Source organism: Hymenobacter sp. BT559 (assembly GCF_016427535.1).
In the GTDB taxonomy this organism is placed as follows: Bacteria; Bacteroidota; Bacteroidia; order Cytophagales; family Hymenobacteraceae; genus Hymenobacter.
On record NZ_JAELXV010000002.1, the window covers coordinates 156,773 to 173,196 of the forward strand.

The 16,424-nt window shown below is 59.5% G+C and carries 12 protein-coding genes; 4 read left to right on the plus strand and 8 right to left on the minus strand.

Annotation, left to right across the window (positions count from 1 at the left end; translation table 11 throughout):
* Positions 1 to 217 precede the first annotated feature (217 nt).
* The 5 genes from JAO77_RS07355 to JAO77_RS07375 all read right to left on the minus strand — a co-directional run bounded on the left by JAO77_RS07355 (position 218) and on the right by JAO77_RS07375 (position 8,505).
* Positions 218 to 1,693 (minus strand): RagB/SusD family nutrient uptake outer membrane protein, encoded by a 1,476-nt coding sequence (locus JAO77_RS07355; protein ID WP_198989692.1) that lies wholly within the window; start codon positions 1,691 to 1,693, stop codon positions 218 to 220.
* 23 nt (positions 1,694 to 1,716) lie between these two features.
* Entirely contained in the window at positions 1,717 to 5,160 is a 3,444-nt protein-coding gene (locus JAO77_RS07360; protein ID WP_198989693.1) for a SusC/RagA family TonB-linked outer membrane protein, read from the minus strand.
* Between the two features lie 28 nt (positions 5,161 to 5,188).
* A complete protein-coding gene (locus JAO77_RS07365) occupies positions 5,189 to 6,211 on the minus strand; it encodes a FecR family protein (protein WP_198989694.1) in 1,023 nt (340 codons plus the stop codon).
* Between the two features lie 224 nt (positions 6,212 to 6,435).
* Positions 6,436 to 7,761 (minus strand): SGNH/GDSL hydrolase family protein, encoded by a 1,326-nt coding sequence (locus tag JAO77_RS07370; RefSeq protein WP_198989695.1) that lies wholly within the window; start codon positions 7,759 to 7,761, stop codon positions 6,436 to 6,438.
* 150 nt (positions 7,762 to 7,911) lie between these two features.
* A complete protein-coding gene (locus tag JAO77_RS07375; protein ID WP_144848213.1) occupies positions 7,912 to 8,505 on the minus strand; it encodes an RNA polymerase sigma-70 factor in 594 nt (197 codons plus the stop codon).
* A gap of 225 nt (positions 8,506 to 8,730) precedes the next feature.
* On the opposite strand from JAO77_RS07375, the gene JAO77_RS07380 reads away from it, so the two are divergent.
* The gene (locus tag JAO77_RS07380) at positions 8,731 to 9,771 is read left to right on the plus strand and encodes a LacI family DNA-binding transcriptional regulator (RefSeq protein WP_198989696.1); all 1,041 of its coding nucleotides are present in this window, start codon (positions 8,731 to 8,733) and stop codon (positions 9,769 to 9,771) included.
* 67 nt (positions 9,772 to 9,838) lie between these two features.
* On the opposite strand, the gene JAO77_RS07385 is transcribed toward JAO77_RS07380, so the two are convergent.
* The gene (locus tag JAO77_RS07385; RefSeq protein WP_198989697.1) at positions 9,839 to 11,140 is read right to left on the minus strand and encodes an MFS transporter; all 1,302 of its coding nucleotides are present in this window, start codon (positions 11,138 to 11,140) and stop codon (positions 9,839 to 9,841) included.
* Positions 11,141 to 11,262: 122 nt separating this feature from the next.
* Between JAO77_RS07385 and JAO77_RS07390 the strand changes: the two genes are divergently transcribed.
* Complete coding sequence (locus tag JAO77_RS07390; protein ID WP_198989698.1) at positions 11,263 to 11,646, plus strand: hypothetical protein; 384 nt, start codon at positions 11,263 to 11,265, stop codon at positions 11,644 to 11,646.
* Positions 11,647 to 11,682: 36 nt separating this feature from the next.
* On the opposite strand, the gene JAO77_RS07395 is transcribed toward JAO77_RS07390, so the two are convergent.
* Entirely contained in the window at positions 11,683 to 12,741 is a 1,059-nt protein-coding gene (locus JAO77_RS07395) for a metallophosphoesterase (protein ID WP_198989699.1), read from the minus strand.
* A gap of 545 nt (positions 12,742 to 13,286) precedes the next feature.
* On the opposite strand from JAO77_RS07395, the gene JAO77_RS07400 reads away from it, so the two are divergent.
* Positions 13,287 to 14,744 (plus strand): CotH family protein, encoded by a 1,458-nt coding sequence (locus tag JAO77_RS07400; RefSeq protein ID WP_198989700.1) that lies wholly within the window; start codon positions 13,287 to 13,289, stop codon positions 14,742 to 14,744.
* Positions 14,745 to 14,752: 8 nt separating this feature from the next.
* Here JAO77_RS07400 and JAO77_RS07405 read toward each other — a convergent pair whose 3' ends face one another.
* Positions 14,753 to 15,673, minus strand: a complete 921-nt coding sequence (locus JAO77_RS07405) for an NAD(P)/FAD-dependent oxidoreductase (protein WP_198989701.1) — start codon at positions 15,671 to 15,673, stop codon at positions 14,753 to 14,755.
* Positions 15,674 to 15,933: 260 nt separating this feature from the next.
* Here JAO77_RS07405 and JAO77_RS07410 point away from each other — a divergent pair, with 260 nt between their 5' ends.
* A complete protein-coding gene (locus JAO77_RS07410) occupies positions 15,934 to 16,419 on the plus strand; it encodes a hypothetical protein (RefSeq protein WP_198989702.1) in 486 nt (161 codons plus the stop codon).
* Positions 16,420 to 16,424 lie beyond the last annotated feature (5 nt).

Here is a 16,424-nt window from a genome sequence, read left to right on the forward strand (position 1 = left end):
CGCAATGACAAGCGTGATAGTTTGGTGCGTAGCTAGCAGCAATTGCTACTAGCATGCCGCTCCGGGGCCAGGTAGTTCTTTATCCACTTTTTCCCAGCCCAGGGCCCCGAAACGACAGCTTTTTTAAGTAGTGCTTAGTTATTAGTGCATGGTGCTTAGTTGTTAGTGCTATTAATTATTGACCAAGCACTGACAACTAAGCACCATGCACTATACACTAGTACCCTGGGTTTTGGGTAACCAGGGGGTTGGTGTTGATTTCGCCTTGTGGCAGCGGGAACAGCAGGTAGTTCACATCGCGGTTGCCTTGGCGCTGCTGGGCAATGATGTCGAGCGCCGTGATGGCGTGGGCACCAGCCTCTACCGCGTTGTGGCGAGCGTAGCGCAGCAAGTCAAACCAGCGCTCGCCTTCGAAGGCCAGCTCCAGGCGGCGCTGGCGGTCGATTTCGTTGCGCATGGCCTGCTTGGTGAGGGCCTGGGTCGAGGCTAGGTTGAGGGCCGTCAGGCCAGCGCGCTGGCGCACCAGATTTAGCTTAGCCAGCACATCGGCGCTGGGGCCGGTTTGCTCATTCACAGCTTCGGCGTAGGCCAGCAGCACCTCAGCATAGCGCAGTACGTAGGTGTTGTCGGCCGAGCTGAAATTGTTGCCGATGCCGCGCCACTTGTACACAAAAGGACCCACGTCGTTGCTATTGCCACCGTTGCCGGGCTTGCCGTCGATATAGCTAGCGTGGTTACGGCCAATGACCTTGCCGGCCGCCGAGTTTACGATGCCCGCAAAGGCCCAACGGGTATCATTCACGGTGTCGGCGTAGGCCAGCAGCTCGGCCGTCGGAATGTTAAACTTGGGGAAGGAATACGTGGCCAGCGGCGAGGGCAGCAGCAAGTCGGGCAAGATGTTGCCCCCATCGGCACTGCCAGCGTACTGAATTTCGAAGAGCGACTCGGCGCTCTTGTTCTCGGCTGGGTACAGGGCGTTGAACGACCCTAGGGTGATGTTGCTGGCCAGCACCTTGGCAGCCGCAGCCTGGGCGGCGGCCCAGTTGCGACGCGTCAGCTGCACGCGGGCCAACAGGGCGTTTGCCGAGTTTTTGGTAGCGCGGTTGGTGTTGCTGGCGGGCATCTGGATGGCGGCGCGCTGCAAGTCGGCCACTACCTGGTCATACACCTGGTCGGCGGTGGCGCGGGCCAGGTTCACGTCGGCGGGGGCGCCGCTTTCGGTGGGCGTCAGGCGCAGGGGCACGCCGCCGTACACGCGCGCCAGGTTGAAGTAGCTGAGCGCCCGAATGAAGCGCGCCTCGCCCAAAATCTGACTGCGGCGGGCCGTGTCCATCGTCACGGTGGGCACGTACTTGAGCACGATGTTGGCCCGGTTCACGCCCTGGTAGCACTGGTTGTACACGTTGCCAACCTGGCTGGTCGTGGGCGTCCAGATGATTTTATCCATCGCGTTCACGTCGCCGTTGGTGCTGCTGCAGTTGTCGCTGGGCATTTCGCCCATCACGTTCAGGTCCTGGCCGTAGGCACCGGTGCCCTGCATGGCGTCGTAGGTGGCCGTGAGGCTGGCCTCGGCGTCATCCGAGGTTTGGAAGAAGTTTTCGGGGGTAATGCTGCCTAGGGGCTCTTTCTTAAGAAAGTCGCAGCTGGCTAGTAGGCTGAGGGCGCCGAGCGCCGGGATAAGTAGCTTTTTCATGGGAATTCTGAGCTAGCGGCAGCTTAAAAATTAGCGTTGAGACCGACCGTGAACGTGCGCGACTGGGGATACACGCCGTAGTCGCGGCCAAAACCGGTTTGGTTGTAGGGGTCGGCGTTCACCTCGGGGTCATAGCCTAGGTAGTCAGTCCAGGTGATGAGGTTCTGGGCCGTCACGTAGAGGCGCAGGTTCTGAATAGAAGCGCGCTTGCTCAGAGAGGTGGGGAAGTTGTAGGCCACCGTCACGTTCTTGAGGCGCACATAGGAGCCATCTTCCAGCCAGCGCGTCGAGAAGCGGTTGTTGCCCTGCGGGTCGTTGCGCACCGGGCGCGGAATGTCGGTATTCGTGTTGGTGGGCGTCCAGTGGTTCAGCACGCGGGTGCTCTGGTTCAGCGGGTCCGACTGCGACTCCAGAATCTGGCGCGTCTGGTTATAAATCTGGTTGCCAAACTGTCCCTGGAAGAACACGCTTAGCTCGATGCCCTTATACGAGAAGTTGTTGGTCACACCCGCAAACGCCTTGGGGTTGGGGTTGCCAATGATGGTGCGGTCCTGGTCGTTAATGACGCCGTCGCCGTTGAGGTCCGCAAAGCGCACATCGCCCGCCACCGGCCGGTTGCCGTTTTGGGTGGGTAGGTTCTGGCCTTCAGCATTCGACTGTACTAGGCCCTGCATCACGTAGCCGTAGAATGCGCCCAGCGGTTGGCCCGTCTGCGAAATGCTCGACCCATAAATGATGTTGCGTGCTGATGTCTCGCCTGCCCCCGTCACCTGCGTGCCTAGGTCCAGAATCTTGTTGCGGTTGCCGCTCACGTTAAAGTTTGTGGTCCAGCCAAAGCCGTTGTTCTGGGCTTGCACGTTAGTCGTCACCAACCCGATTTCGAGGCCGCGGTTCTGAATCTTACCGATGTTCTGCGTCACGCTCAGGTTGCCAACACCCGTGCTCACCGGAATTGGTACGGCGAGCAGCAGGTCCCTGGTTTGCTTGTTGTAGAGGTCTACGGTCAGCGTTAGGCGGTTATCAAACATGCTGAAATCCAGGCCCGCGTTGTACTGGTAGGTGGTTTCCCAGCGTAGGTCATTGTTGCCGATGTCGCTTTGGGTTACGCCGCCCACAATGGCCGAGCCGCCACCCTGGTAGTTCACCCCCGAGGTGGTGTAGCGCGAAAAGCGCTGGTAGGTATAGATTTCCTGGTTGCCGTTGGCGCCGAAGCTAGCCCGCAGTTTCAGGTCCGACACGGGGCCGCTCTGCGGGAAGAAGCTCTCTTTCGAAATGCGCCAAGCAGCACTCACAGCTGGGAAGTACCCAAACTTATATTTATCGATAAAGCGGCTGGTGCCGTCGGCACGCAAGCTGGCCGAAAACAAGTACTTACCATCGTAGTCGTAGTTGGCGCGGCCAAATACGCTCAGCAGCGCCCACTCATCGGCGTAGCTGCCCGGAATGCCTACAACCGTGGCCCCCGAACTGAGGTAAGGCACGGCGTTAGATACGAAGCCACGCGTTTCGGCCCCCGAGGTAAAGCGGTTCGAGGCCTGCATCGACTCGCCGGCCAGCAGCGTCAGGTGGTGCTTGTCGCCAAGGTTGGGGGTATAGGTTACCGTATTCTCGTTCAACCAGATAACCTGTTGGTTACTTGCCGTGCGGGCCGAGCCGCGCGTCGAGGCGTCAGCGTTAGTAGTGCCGGGGTAGTTGCGGCTGATAAACTGGTTTTCGTTCTGGGTGCGGAAGTCGATACCAAGCGACGAGCGCACGCGCAGGTTTTTCAAGATGTCGAACTCGCCGTAGATGTTACCAATGGCTTGGTAAACGGTAGCTTGGTTACTGGTTTCGAGTAGGTTACCTATCGGGTTGTCCGACTGGTTGAGCGGGTTCACGCCGTAGGTACCGTCGGCGTTGCGCACCGGAATGTTCGGAATCTGCGATAGTGCGCCCAGCACCGTGCCCGAGTTACCTAGGGCCAGCTCCGAGCGCACGCTACCGTTGGTGTGGGTGCGGCTCAGGTTGAGGTTGGTACCAATGCGGAAGCGCTGGCTTACCGTCTGCTCCAGGTTAATCTTGAAATTGTAGCGGTCAAAGCCCGAGTTTTGGCTGATACCCTGCTGGTTGAAGTAACCGCCGGCTACGTAGTAGCGGGTTTTGTCGGTGCCGCCGCTCACGTTGAGCTGGTAGTTCTGGAGGCTGGCCGTGCGGTACACTTCATCCTGCCAGTCGGTGTTGCTTTGCAGGCGTGTGTCGGTGGCGCTCACCGGAGCCAGGCCGGCATTGGTTTGTATCTCGTTGTATTCTTGGATGAACTGCTGCGAATTCAGCACGTCGAGCTTCTTGCGCAGTTTCTGCACGCCGTAGTACACGCTCAGGCCTACTTGTGCTTGGCCCACTTTGCCACGCTTGGTCGTAATTACTACTACGCCGTTGGCCGCCCGCACGCCGTAGATGGCCGCCGCGGCGCCATCCTTCAGCACGTCGATGCTCTCAATGTCATTGGGGTTAAGCGAGTTCAGCGGGTTGAGGCGCTGGTTGCCTACCGATATTTCCTGCTGGTAGTCAGGTAGTACCGGCACGCCATCTATCACGTACAGCGGCGAGCCGTTCAGGTTCAGCGACGCATTGCCGCGCACCCGCACCGAAATGCCGGCACCCGGTGCCCCTGAGGGCGCGGCTACCTGCACGCCGGGTGCTTGGCCCTGCAAGGCCTGGTCGAAGCCAGCTACCGGCTGGCGGGCCAGCGCCTGGCTGCCCACCGAGGCCACCGAGGTAGATAGGTCCTGGCGGGTTTGGGTGCCGTAGCCCACTACCACCACCTCGTTCAGCGCCTGCTGGTCGTCGCTGAGGCGAATGGCGATGGTGCTGGTAGCCCCCGTGATGGGCAGCTCCTGGGTCTTAAAACCCACCGAGCTGAATACCAACGTGCTATTTTCAGGCACGCTCAGCGAGAAGCTGCCATCGGGACCCGTCGAGGTGCCAGTGGTGGTGCCTTTTACGAGCACCGTAACGCCGGGTAGGGGCTCGCCCTTGGGGTCGGTCACACGGCCCGATACGGGCACGTTTTGCGGCGCCATAGTAGCTGCCGCGGTAGCGCTAGGTGCCTTTTCGGGCTGGCTGGTCACCACAAAGTAATTGTCGCGCAGCTCCTTAAACTGCAGCGATACCTGGGGCAGCACAGCGGCCAGCTTCTCGGCCAGCGAGCCGGCGGGGGCCTGGTCTACTACGCGCTTGTTATCCACCACATTGCTTTCGTAGAAGATGGTGGCGTGGTACTCGCTCTCCCACTGCTTGAGCAGCGACTTGAGAGGTACCGACTTGGCGTCGGCGGGCGCCTCTGTATGCTCGCTCTGGTGCACCGAGTTCACGGCCAGAAACTGGGCGTGCGCGGGGGTATTTAGTAGCTGAAGCACCGCTACGCTGGCAGCCAAGCACGCCGGGCGTGCCACTGGCCACCCGAGGTAGGTAAGGGGTTTATTCATAAGGGGAAGGGTGGGGGAAAAGGTCTTATTACTTCACTTTTTCGGTCAAGGTCAGGCGGTTGCCTTGCCGGGTAGCTTGGAGGTGAAAAATCTCTTCTAAGGATTGCAGCAGCACGGTGAGGTCGCGCACGGGCACGGTACCCGTCACGCGGCGCTGGTTGAGCTCGGGCGTGGCCACTACTACTTCGAGGCCATAAGTGTCTTGCAGGCGAGTAGCTAGCTCCGCAATGGATGTTTCGTCGAGCACCAGCTGCGCATCTTTCCAGCTGGCATAAGGGGCGGTGCGCACGGTGCGGTAGGTCGTCACCACGGGCTGGGCCGGCTGCACCTCACGGGTTTCGACCAGCTCGCCGGGCTTCAGTATCACGTCGGGCTGCTGGCGGTTGTCAAAGTGCACGCGCACCTTGCCCGACAGCAGTACCACCCGGCCCTGGTCGCGGCGCCGCGATACGGTGAATTTGGTGCCTAGGACCTCCACATTGAAGCCCGCTTTGGTGTGCACCAAAAAGCGTTGGTTGTCAGCCTGGTGCTGCACCGAAAAATAAGCTTCGCCATCGAGCCATACCTCGCGGGGCTTGCCCGCAGCCCAGGTCTCGGGGTAGCGCAGCGTCGAGTGCCCGTTGAGCACCACGCTCGAGCCGTCGGGCAGCTGCACAGTGCGAGTTTGGCCATAGGCCGTGGCAATTTGTTGGGCAGGAGCCGCTACCGGGCGTTGGTTGTAGAGCCACCAGCTACCGCCCCCGAGCACAGTGCCGGCCACAGCGGCCGCAGCCGCCCAGCGCCGCCAGGCCGGGGCCGCCACGGGTAGGCGGCGCGACTGGCCCAGGCTCAGCCGCCCGTGCACCTGGCCGAGCAGGGCCTCAAAGTCGGGCGCGTCGGCTGGCGCCGCAGGCTGGGCGGCTAGCTCTTCCCAGTGCTGGCCCATCCAGTACTGCGCCAGCAGCTGGTTGGCAGGCTGGGTCAGCCAAGCGCGCACGGTGGCCGCATCGGCTGCCGAGGCGGTGCCTTGCACGTAGGCAGTAAATAGCTCTTGCGTAATAGCTGGGCTCATAGGCGGTTTGGCGGGGCAGCAGGCAGGTAAAAGGGAGCGCCGCGCGGTGCGGGCATTCTTTTTAGCTACCTAGGGCTATGCGCTGGCGCCCCAATCGTTTGCAGTACTACACTGCCGCCCGGCTTCCCCCCTTAGTCTGAACCCATAAAAAAATTAGTTTTTTATTAATAATATGATTTTCAGCATGATAAAATGCGCGTCTGACCTGCGTCTTGTTGCGCTTTTTAGCGTACAGTCGCTTTAGCCGGAGTCGTGCGCCGGGTGTTAGGGCGGCGCGCCGGGCTTGCGGCTGGGCTAGGCACGCGCACCAGTACATTGGTGCTTTGGGCCAGGTTAGCAAGCTGCGCGGGCGCAGCGGCCCGGCCATTGAGAGGAGCGTACAGCTCTAGGCTCGACTTCAGCAGTGAGTCGGCGGCTAGGGCGCGCACCTCTGCCTCGTTCATGCCCGAGCGGTAGAAGAGCCAGTTGCGGTACTGCGCGCCAGCTGGAGCCTGGCTACCACCTAGGGCGAGCTGGCGCGTGCGCAGCTGCTCGGGCATGTGGCCCACCAGTTTGCCATCGAGGTACAGTAAGGTTTCGCCACGGGCGAAATAGTGCGTTAGTGCCACTTGGTGCCACTTATCATCGGCCACGTGCGCGTTGCTGGTAAGCCGGCCAGCCTTGGCCGAGGTGTAAGTAAGTTGCCCCTGAGCGCCTAGGCTGAGGCGGCCCGTATTGGTGCTGTCTTGCAGCGTAAGCAGGGTGCCGGGCGCTTTAGCACGAAAGCTAACGACCTGCGTGAACGGGTGCACCAATGCCTCGGGCACGAAGCGCAGCGCCGCCCCCGGCAGCGCCAGGCCCGCCGTGGCATGGCGCCTAGGTAGGGGCTTGCCAGCCCGCAGGGCATCGAAGAGCGAGGGCACCCAGGCATGGAAAAGCTCGGCATGGCCTATGTCGTTGGGGTGCAGGCCATCGTCGAAGTAGCCGGCGGCCCAGCGGCCGTGGCCGTCGTCCACGGCCCCGAGTAGGTTCACAGTGGGCACAGCCCAGCTGTGCAGCAGCAGGTTCATTTGCTGAATGAAAGCGTAGTCCTCGGCCGTGTAGTCGTTGCGGGTGTAGCTGTTGGTCACGACTGGCACCATGCCCTGCGCCCGCGCTTTCGCTAGGAGTACCTGCATATTGGCCTTAAACTGGTCGAACTTGGGCTGCCCTCCTTCATGGATGCCTTCGTTGCCAAGGGCCAGGGCGTACACCACGTAGCGCCCCTGCTGCGGTAGTAAGTCGCGCTCCCAGCGGGCCAACACTTTGGGCGTGTTGTCGCCCGGAATGCTGATGTTGGCCGTGGCCCAGGGCGCGCCTAGGCCCGCTTTGGCCCGCTGGGTTAGCAGGGTGCTGTAGCGGCTGGGGTAGCCATACTTGCCGGTAGCACCCTGCCCAAACGGCACCGACGAGCCGAAATACACTATCTTCAAGTCGCTAGGAGACAACGTGGAGTTGGATGGGCTTTGGGCTTGGGCGTGACCCATTTGAGCACCTAGGGCGAGCAGGAACAGCGGCAGGAATTTGGGCATAGGGAAAGGCATCTGAGAAGGCAAGGTAGCCACATAGCAGCCCTGGCGCTGTGAGCCCGAAGGCAAGCGCCTAGGGTGCACCTAGGTACATTGACGAAAGCTATAGCAAGGTGGCTGCTTACTGCATGCGCGCTTGGGCCCGCGTTGAGGCTACCGGCTGCCCACCGCCAGCGTCAGCAGCAGGCCCAAAATGCCGCCGCCGTGCAGCCGGAAGTACGAGCGCATAGTTTTGAGGGCCTGCATCATGTGGGCTTCTACTGTCTTCACCGATACGCCTTGGCGCTCGGCTATCTCGGGGTAGGAGAGCCCCTGCTGCCGGCTCAGCAAAAAGGCCTCGCGCTGCTTAGGCGGCAGGCGCTCAAGGGCCGCTTGGTAAAGCGCTTCCATCTCCTGGTACTCCACCTCGTTGGCTACGCTGGCCGGGCCCGCGGCGGCCGCTACCTGGCCGTGCAGGCGCAAGTGGTGCTGGTCGCGGCGCAGCTCATTGAGCACTGCGTGGTGGGCCGTGGTGAAGAGGTAGCCCTTCAGCGGCAGGTCGTCGCGGAGCTGAGCGCGCTTTTCCCAGATTTTGATAAAGCACTCCTGTACAATCTCTTCAGCAGCCGGCCGCGATTTGAGGTAGCTGTAGGCAAAGCGGTAAACTAGGGCGCTGTAGTGCCGAAAAAGCGCGTCAAACGCCCGCTCGTCGTCTTGCTTGAGACGGCGCAGATAGTCTGACTCAGCAAAATCGCGCGCTAGTTCCACTGGGCAGGTTTGGAAATACCAGAAAGACGTATTTTCTTAACCAAAAAGTATCCGAAAGGTACTGACCAGGACCTTAAAAACCTGCTGGCCGGGCCGCTGCCCGGGCTAAATTGCCGCCTCAGCCAGTAGCTTGCGTATACTAGCCAGCCGGGCCTGGGCGGCGGCCGCTGGCTACCCTCGTTTGTGAACTGAGCACGTGGCTGTTCCGCTTATTACTCCTATCTCATGGCTAACCGCCGGGCATCTATCACCGACTTAGCGGCTGCGCTGCAGTTGTCGCCGTCTACTATTTCGCGGGCTTTATCTAATCACAAAGACGTAAGTGAGGCCACCAAAGAGCGTGTGCGCGCCCTAGCGGCCGAGCTGCACTACCAGCCTAACCAGCTGGCCGCCGCCCTGCGCCGGGGCCGCAGCCGCATGCTGGGCGTGGTGGTGCCGCACATTCAGGGTCATTTTTTTCCGGAGGTGGTGCACGGCATTACGGTGGCGGCCAGCAAGGCCGGGTATCAGGTGCTCATCTGCCAGTCGAACGAAGACGTGGGCCAGGAGCGCCAGCACCTCGACTTGTTTATGAACGCGCAGGTCGAAGGTATTTTGGTGTCGTTGGCCAAGACGACCCAGGATTTCAGCCACTTCGAGCAAGTGCGGGCGCAGCAAGTGCCGTTAGTGTTTTTCGACCGGGCAGTGGAGGGCTTTGAAGGCGAGCAGGTGCGGGCCGTAGTGCTCGACGACTACCAGGGCGCCTACCAGGCCGTGACGCACCTCGTGGAGCAAGGCTGCCGCCGCATTGCACACCTAGGTGGCGAGCAGCACCTAGGTATTCACAAAAACCGCCACCAGGGCTACCTCGACGCCCTGCAGGCCCACGGCTTAGTGCCCGATGAGGCCCTCACCATCATCTGCGAGATGAACCAGCGCGGCGGCATGCAGGCCACGCGCCAGCTGCTCAAAGACGGCGTGCCCTTCGACGCTATCTTCTCCTCTAATGACCTGGCTGTGGTGGGCGCCCTGCAAGTGCTGAAAAAGCACAAGCGCCGCGTGCCCCAAGACGTAGCCCTGGTAGGCTTCAGCAACGAGGCCTTTACCGAACTTACCGAGCCGCAAATCAGCTCCGTTGACCAATGCTGCGGCCAAATGGGCCAAACCGCCGTGCGCCTGCTGCTGCAAATGATTCAGCGCGAATCTAGGCGCGCCGCCCCTGCTGCCAGCGTAGTGCTAAAGCCCAAGCTGCTAGTGCGCGAGTCTTCTAAGAAAACGAGCAAGTGACAGTGAGCAACGAGCAGTCTGCACTATAAGGCTGCTCGTTGCTCACTGTCACTTGCTCGTTGAAAAGCTACTTCTTTCCCGCGCCCATCTCCAGCTTGCGCAGCTGGTCGGCTTTCCAACTCGTGATGGCCACGACCAGCATGGTCATGAGGCCGCCGAAGACGACGCTCGGCACTGTGCCGATGAGCTTGGCCGCCGTGCCGCTCTCGAAGGCCCCGATTTCGTTGCTCGAACCAATGAAGATGCTGTTCACGGCCGACACGCGGCCTTTCATGTACTCGGGCGTGTAGGTATGCACCAGCGTTTGGCGCACGATAACTGACACGGAATCGAACACCCCGGTCAAGAAGAGCAGGAACATCGAGAAGTAGAAGTTGGTAGACAGCGCGAAGGCCACCGTGGCGGCCCCAAAGCCTGCCACGGCCCACAGCATCTTGCGGCCCGCCCCTTTTTTGAGGGGCGAGAAGGTCAGGAAAATGGCCATTAGTACTGAACCTACCGCTGGGGCAGCACGCAAGTAGCCAAAGGCGTCGGGTCCGCCGTGCAGAATGTTCTCGGCAAAGAAGGGCAGTAACGCCACTGCCCCACCAAACAATACGGCAAACATGTCGAGCGACAAGGCAGCGAGTACCAGTTGGTTGTTGAAAATGAACTTGATACCGCTAGTGATGCTTTCGCCCATGCTTAGCTTTTCGCCCTCGATGGGGGGCAGCTCGCGGCTGGCAATGCTGATAAAGAATAGCAGCGCTAGGCCCTCCATGACCATATCGACACCGTAGGCAAACTCGACGCTGCGGTGCAGCAGTAGCCCCCCAATGGCCGGCCCCAGCACTGCCGACGCCTGCCAGGTGGTCGAGCTCCAGGTTACGGCATTGGCCAGCACATCGCGGCTGGGCAGCAGCTGCGGCATAAAGGAAAACAGCGCCGGCCCCATGAAGCCTCGCGCAATGCCGCTCACAAAAATGACTAGATACAGTGGCCACACCACCGTGGCGTGCAGCGCCTCGACGTGCAGGCGCCCGCCCGCCAGCACGCCCGCCAGCGCCGGGTGCGCCAGCCACCACAGCGTGACGGCGCACAAAAAGAGCACCAGTACGGCGGGCACCACAATGCGCTTGCGCCGCACCGAATCGGCCACGTGCCCGGCGTAGAGCGAAACGGTAATGCTCGGAATGGCCTCGGCCAACCCAATGAGACCTAGGGCCAGTGGGTCGTTGGTGAGCTTAAAAATCTGCCAACTCACGACGACACCCTGAATTTGGGTAGCCACCGAAAACAGGGCGCGGGCGGTGATGTAGCGGCGAAAATCAGGGATGCGCAGTGCCGCGTAGGGGTCGTGTGGGGTCGGGTCCGGCGTAGTCGGGCTCATGGGTAGCAAAGCAGAAGGCAAAAAAGGTAAACCGCCTTCCTAAGCAAAAGTATGCACCTGCCAAGCCCGCCGGCCACTTATCTTGCGCAGTAGCCGCCACGCGGCGCATTACTGTTCCGCCTATGTTAGCTCCTGGCCTCACCCTCGTGTATCGCCCCGACCTAGGGCTAGTGATTGCGCGCTGGCAGCGCGAGGTCACGCCCGCCGAGCTGCAGAGTGGCTACCTCGCCATCAGGGCGGCGGCCGACGAGGCGCACTGCAGCCAGTGGCTGCTCGACCTGCGCCGCCGCGAAGACGTGATTGAGCCCGTAGTTAATGCCTGGTTTAGCCGCGAGTTTGCGCCCTCGCTGCGCGGGCGCTATGCGGCCCCAGTGCGGCTGGCCTTTTTGGTGTCGCCGCTGCGGGCGCAGCAGCCCGTCACGGCGATGGTATCGGCCGCCGAGGCCGACTGCCAGCGGGCCACGTTCATGGACGAAGCTGCCGCCTATGCGTGGCTGGCGAGTTAGCGCACCACCTAGGGCCTAGGACTCGCACTAATACTGCTACAGTGCTACCACGCGCGTTACCTGCGAAAAACCAGGGCCTAGCAGCTGCACATAGTACAAGCCCGGCGCGAGCCCGTTGCGCTGCCACTCCAGCCGGTGCCAGCCGGCGGGCATCAGGCCTTGATGCAATTGAGCTACCTCCTGCCCCAGCATATTCAGCACCCGCAGCTGCACCTGGGTAGGGCTGGGCAGTGAGTATTCCAGCCTCGTAAAACCTAGAAACGGATTAGGGCTAGCGGTATAAAGCTGGGGACTGGTACTGATGGTGCGGTGCAGCACGTAGGTCTCGACCAATACTTGCTTGCGGGTAAAGAACTGCATGGCCAGGCTGTCGGGCGTGGCCGTGAGAAGCATGGCGCCATAGTCGCTATTGAATACCCGCTGGCTCTCAGGCAGCGGCTTCGGGCTTCTCTGGTGGATGCTCCGGCCTCCCAAGCCGTTGATGATGTAGGGAAACCCATCTACCAGCAGGCGCTCATAGATATGGTCGTGGCCCGTTAGCACTACCGAAGCGCCCCAGGCACGGAAGGGCCACTGCAGCGCCACGGTGTTGCCGTGCTGCCCCGACGAGTAGGGCGCGTGGTGAAAGTACACCACCTTCCAGTGCGCAGTAGAAGCAGCCAACTCGGCTTGCAGCCATTGGGCCTGCACCGAAGTAGCACTAATGCCATCTGGCTCGGCGGGGTCACTATCTAGGGCGAAAAAGTGCACGTCGCCCCGCACAAAGTCGTAGTAACGCCCATTGCCAGGCAGCGTGAAGTAGTCGCGGTAGGCCTCGCCATTGCGGGTGTAGTAGTCGTGGTTGCCGAGCGACGGAAAAAAGCGGTTGGTGGATGCGCTCGGCCCGTAGCGGCCGCGGTACTTATAGATGTAAGCGTGGTAGTACTGACCAATGTTTTGGTCGATGGTGGTCGAGTCGCCAAAGTCATAGTTATTGTCGCCCAGCGTGATAATAAAGTCCGGGTTCCAACTCTTCACAAGGTTGGCCACGTCGCGCTCAGCCGGACCTGCAAAGCCGTAATCGCCAATAGCAGCAAAGCGCTGTCCATAGCTCACGGTAGCTAGTAAGCTCAGACCAAGCGCGACTATAAATACCCGAAAAATAGGATAGAAGTTATAATGCATTATGATTTGCGAATGAAATTAGGTAATTAAGTAAGTATTAGCAAAATAAATTAGTAGAGCTCGCAATTAAGGACGAATTTTGAAGCCGAATTACACTTTATAACACTTCGTGAATAGCTTATTTATTTCGATTATTAATTAATAAGCTAGGCGCATTCTACATATTCTTTTACTTAATAGGTTTCAAAATAAGCATGCAGCATTCCTTTACTTTCAAATGTACTATAGCTTCCTTTCTTTTGCTGCTAGGCCCAGCTTTTGGTAGTGTAGCTAAAACGATTAAGAATCGCACTGACCAGCCTATAGTGGTAGCACCCAGCTTTTACTACGTAGACGAGCAGCACCACCTCATTGTAATAAATAAGCCAATTGAGGAGGTTTTGGTTGCTGGCACTGAAAATAGCAGCGAACTCGTTCTGGATAAAGAATATAGCTTGGTAGGGAGTGGACAGTTGGCAAGCACAGCGAATACCTATATGGTAGAGCACGCTAACACAACCTACACGGTGTATTTTACGAAGCTGCCTATCGCTACAATCACTACTAAATATGCCATTGTCGATAGCCCCAGCGTGTACGCAACTTTCACGCTGGCAGAAGCTGATGGCACCATCACCAACTCTAGCCTAGGCATAGAGGTGCGGGGCGGCAACTCACAGAGCTACCCTAAGAAATCGTATGAGCTTAGCTTTTGGGCCGATACGCTAGGTGCTACTAATCGGGATGTGCAGCTTTTAGGAATGCGCACCGATAATAAATGGAATCTGCAAGCGCTGTTCAATGAGCCCATGCGAGCCAATAGCAAGGTAGCAAATGAACTGTGGCAAGATATGAGCCACCTCTACTACCAAGACAAAGAGCCGGCCGCTAAGAATGGTATAGCTATGCGCTATGTCGAATTATTTATAAATAATGAGTATAAAGGCATTTATACGTTAGGTGAGCGAATTGATAAAAAACAACTAAAGCTAAAAAAATACACAAATACAATTAAGGGTGAATTGTATAAAGGTGCCTATTGGGATGGCGCTGTCCTTTTTACTTCGCTGCCAAATTATGATAATAAGAGCCCCTATTGGGGTGGATTTGAATACAAACATCCCGAAGAATATACAGATTGGAAGAATCTATATGATTTTGTGCGCTTTGTTGAAACTAGCTCCGATGCTGAGTTTGTAAAGCAATATCAAAGTAAGTTCGATTTGCAGAATGCAGTTGATTATTACATCTTTATGAATGTGCTGCGGGCTGGTGATAATTATGGTAAGAATTTGTACATTGCCAAGTACAACGCTGGTGAGCCTTATTTCTATGTGCCGTGGGACCTGGATGCAGTATTTGGCAACAACTGGATGGGCCTGAATGACAACACAACCAATGACATCTTGACTAATGGCTTTTACAAGCGCTTGAATCAAGACTGCTCGCCCCTAGGCTTTCGCAGCGTGCTGGCCCGTCGGTGGACCGAGCTGCGGGCTACCATCCTGACGACTGATTACATCATGGCCAAGTTTGAGGCCAACAACACCTACCTGCGCACTAATGGGGTGTATGAGCGCGAGCATGCCGTATGGTCAGGCTATAGCTACAATGCCAAGCAGCTGGACTACACTGCGAGCTGGCTGGCTCGGCGCCTGGCGTACCTAGACGGGGTCTTCAGCCAGCAGTGCTCGCTGCTGAGCGCTACTACCAGCAAGCCGGCTAGCCCCACGGTGCAGTGCTACCCCAACCCCGCTACTGACTACCTGACGGTAGAAGCTACTGCCGCTACCTACGAGGTTAGCATTCAAGACGTAAGTGGCCGGGTAGCGTTGCAGGCTACTGCCCGCACCCCGGTGAGCCGACTGGATATCAGCCGGCTACCTAAGGGCTTGTACCTGGTGCTGGTGAAAGGCGAAAACTTTGTAGCCACCGAGAAACTGGTGCGTAACTAAGCGAGCGCCTAGGTTACCTCGGTGCGCGTCAGGGCTTCGTTGAGGCAAATGGCAGCTTTGCTGCCACTGGCGGCGGCCAGCAGCGCTTGCTGCTGGCCGGGCACCATGTCGCCGGCGGCGTAGAGGCCGGGCACGGTCGTTTGGGCATTCTTGTCAACCCACACCGCGCCTTTGCCGGTGAGGCGGGCCCCTAGGTCGGCGGCTAGGGCGCTGCGCTGCTCTTGCGGCGGATGTAGAAAAAGGGCGCTGCGCTCGATGTAGCTGCCATCAGTAAACTCGACGCAGCGTAGGCCACCGCGGACCGTGCCCACCAGCCGCGCAATGGGTTCTGTGCGCACGCTAATGCCTTGGCGGCGCAGTCGCTGCCGGGCATAGTCGGTGAGGTGGCCAGGCCCGTTGGTGACGACTACCACATCGGCGCTCCAGCGACTGATGAGCAAGGCCAGGCCCACTACGGCCTTGCCCTGGCCGTACACGGCCAGCGGCTGGTCGCGCACCTCATAGCCGTGGCAGTAAGGGCAGTGCAACACGCTGCTGCCCCACAACTCGCGGAAGCCCGGCAGCGGTGGCAGCATGTCTTCGACACCGGTGGCCAGCAGCACCCGCCGCGCTGTGGCCGTGGTGGGGCGGCCCTGGCCGTTGTGGCCGGTGGCCCGAAAGCCCTGGGCCAGTTTGGTGAGTGTGGTAATGTTAAACTCGCGCACCTCCACGGTGGGGTAGGGAGCCAACTGCTCGCGCCCAATGTGCAGCAGCGTGGCCGGCCGCACGCCATCACGCGAGAAGAAGCTGTGCACGGCGCCCGAGGGAGCATTGCGAGTGGGGCCGCCGTCGGCCACCAGCACCCGGCGGCGGCAGCGCCCTAGGGTAAGCGCCGCGCTTAGCCCGGCACTACCCGCGCCAATGACCAGTACGTCGTAGTCGCTACTCATATAAGTGCGGTATAATTATTTAGAGCTAAGCATAGAATTGCCCCGTTAAACTGGTAAACGCCGGCTAGGGGTTACGAAACGCGCTAAAAAACTCACTGGCTGCCTGGCACTAGCTTATGGCACAGCCTAGGGTGCCAGCGCGACTAAGGCCGAGCGCTGGGCACGCACTGGTACTTATTGGAGGAGGGATAGGGCGCGAGCAACTTATTGGGCACGTGGCCAGTTCAAGCCTAACGCTCCCACTCTAAATCCTACAAAATATGAGCAGTATACTGTACCGCCGTTTGCTGGCGGGCTTGCTGGTGAGTGCCGCGGCGGGGGGCATGCCCGCCCTGGCGCAGACCGGCCGGGCGGCTGTGCCCGCCCCCAATGCCCAGGCCAGCGCCGAGCGCTTTGCCGAGCTGTGCCAGGCCAAGCTTAAGCTCGCCCCCGAGCAGTCATCGTCGCTACGCACCTACCTCGACCAAGAGGTAAATTACCTGAAGGTGCTGGCAGCGAATGGTATTGCGACCGAAACACCAAACCTGACCGCTACTGAAGCCCAGCAGCTCGACCAGGTAATGGGCAAGCTGTTGTCGGCAAGCCAACTGCGCGACTATCGCAAGCTAGAGCAAACCTCCCAGGCCCAGACCTACCTCGTCAGCATGGCCCTGCTGCCGGCTAATGCCGACAACCTGGCCAAGGACAAGCGCCGCCAGCGGCGCAACTCTACTATGATGGCGCAGCGCCTCGACGAAACTGAGTAGCCCCC

Bases quoted from the DNA above. Each gene is read 5' to 3' on its own strand.
- JAO77_RS07380 (WP_198989696.1), top strand. From the start codon at position 8,731: ATGGCTAACCGCCGGGCATCTATCACCGACTTAGCGGCTGCGCTGCAG.
- JAO77_RS07365 (WP_198989694.1), bottom strand. From the start codon at position 6,211: ATGAGCCCAGCTATTACGCAAGAGCTATTTACTGCCTACGTGCAAGGC.
- JAO77_RS07385 (WP_198989697.1), bottom strand. From the start codon at position 11,140: ATGAGCCCGACTACGCCGGACCCGACCCCACACGACCCCTACGCGGCA.
- JAO77_RS07400 (WP_198989700.1), top strand. From the start codon at position 13,287: ATGGTAGAGCACGCTAACACAACCTACACGGTGTATTTTACGAAGCTG.
- JAO77_RS07370 (WP_198989695.1), bottom strand. From the start codon at position 7,761: ATGCCCAAATTCCTGCCGCTGTTCCTGCTCGCCCTAGGTGCTCAAATG.
- JAO77_RS07390 (WP_198989698.1), top strand. From the start codon at position 11,263: ATGTTAGCTCCTGGCCTCACCCTCGTGTATCGCCCCGACCTAGGGCTA.
- JAO77_RS07410 (WP_198989702.1), top strand. From the start codon at position 15,934: ATGAGCAGTATACTGTACCGCCGTTTGCTGGCGGGCTTGCTGGTGAGT.
- JAO77_RS07355 (WP_198989692.1), bottom strand. From the start codon at position 1,693: ATGAAAAAGCTACTTATCCCGGCGCTCGGCGCCCTCAGCCTACTAGCC.
- JAO77_RS07360 (WP_198989693.1), bottom strand. From the start codon at position 5,160: ATGAATAAACCCCTTACCTACCTCGGGTGGCCAGTGGCACGCCCGGCG.
- JAO77_RS07405 (WP_198989701.1), bottom strand. From the start codon at position 15,673: ATGAGTAGCGACTACGACGTACTGGTCATTGGCGCGGGTAGTGCCGGG.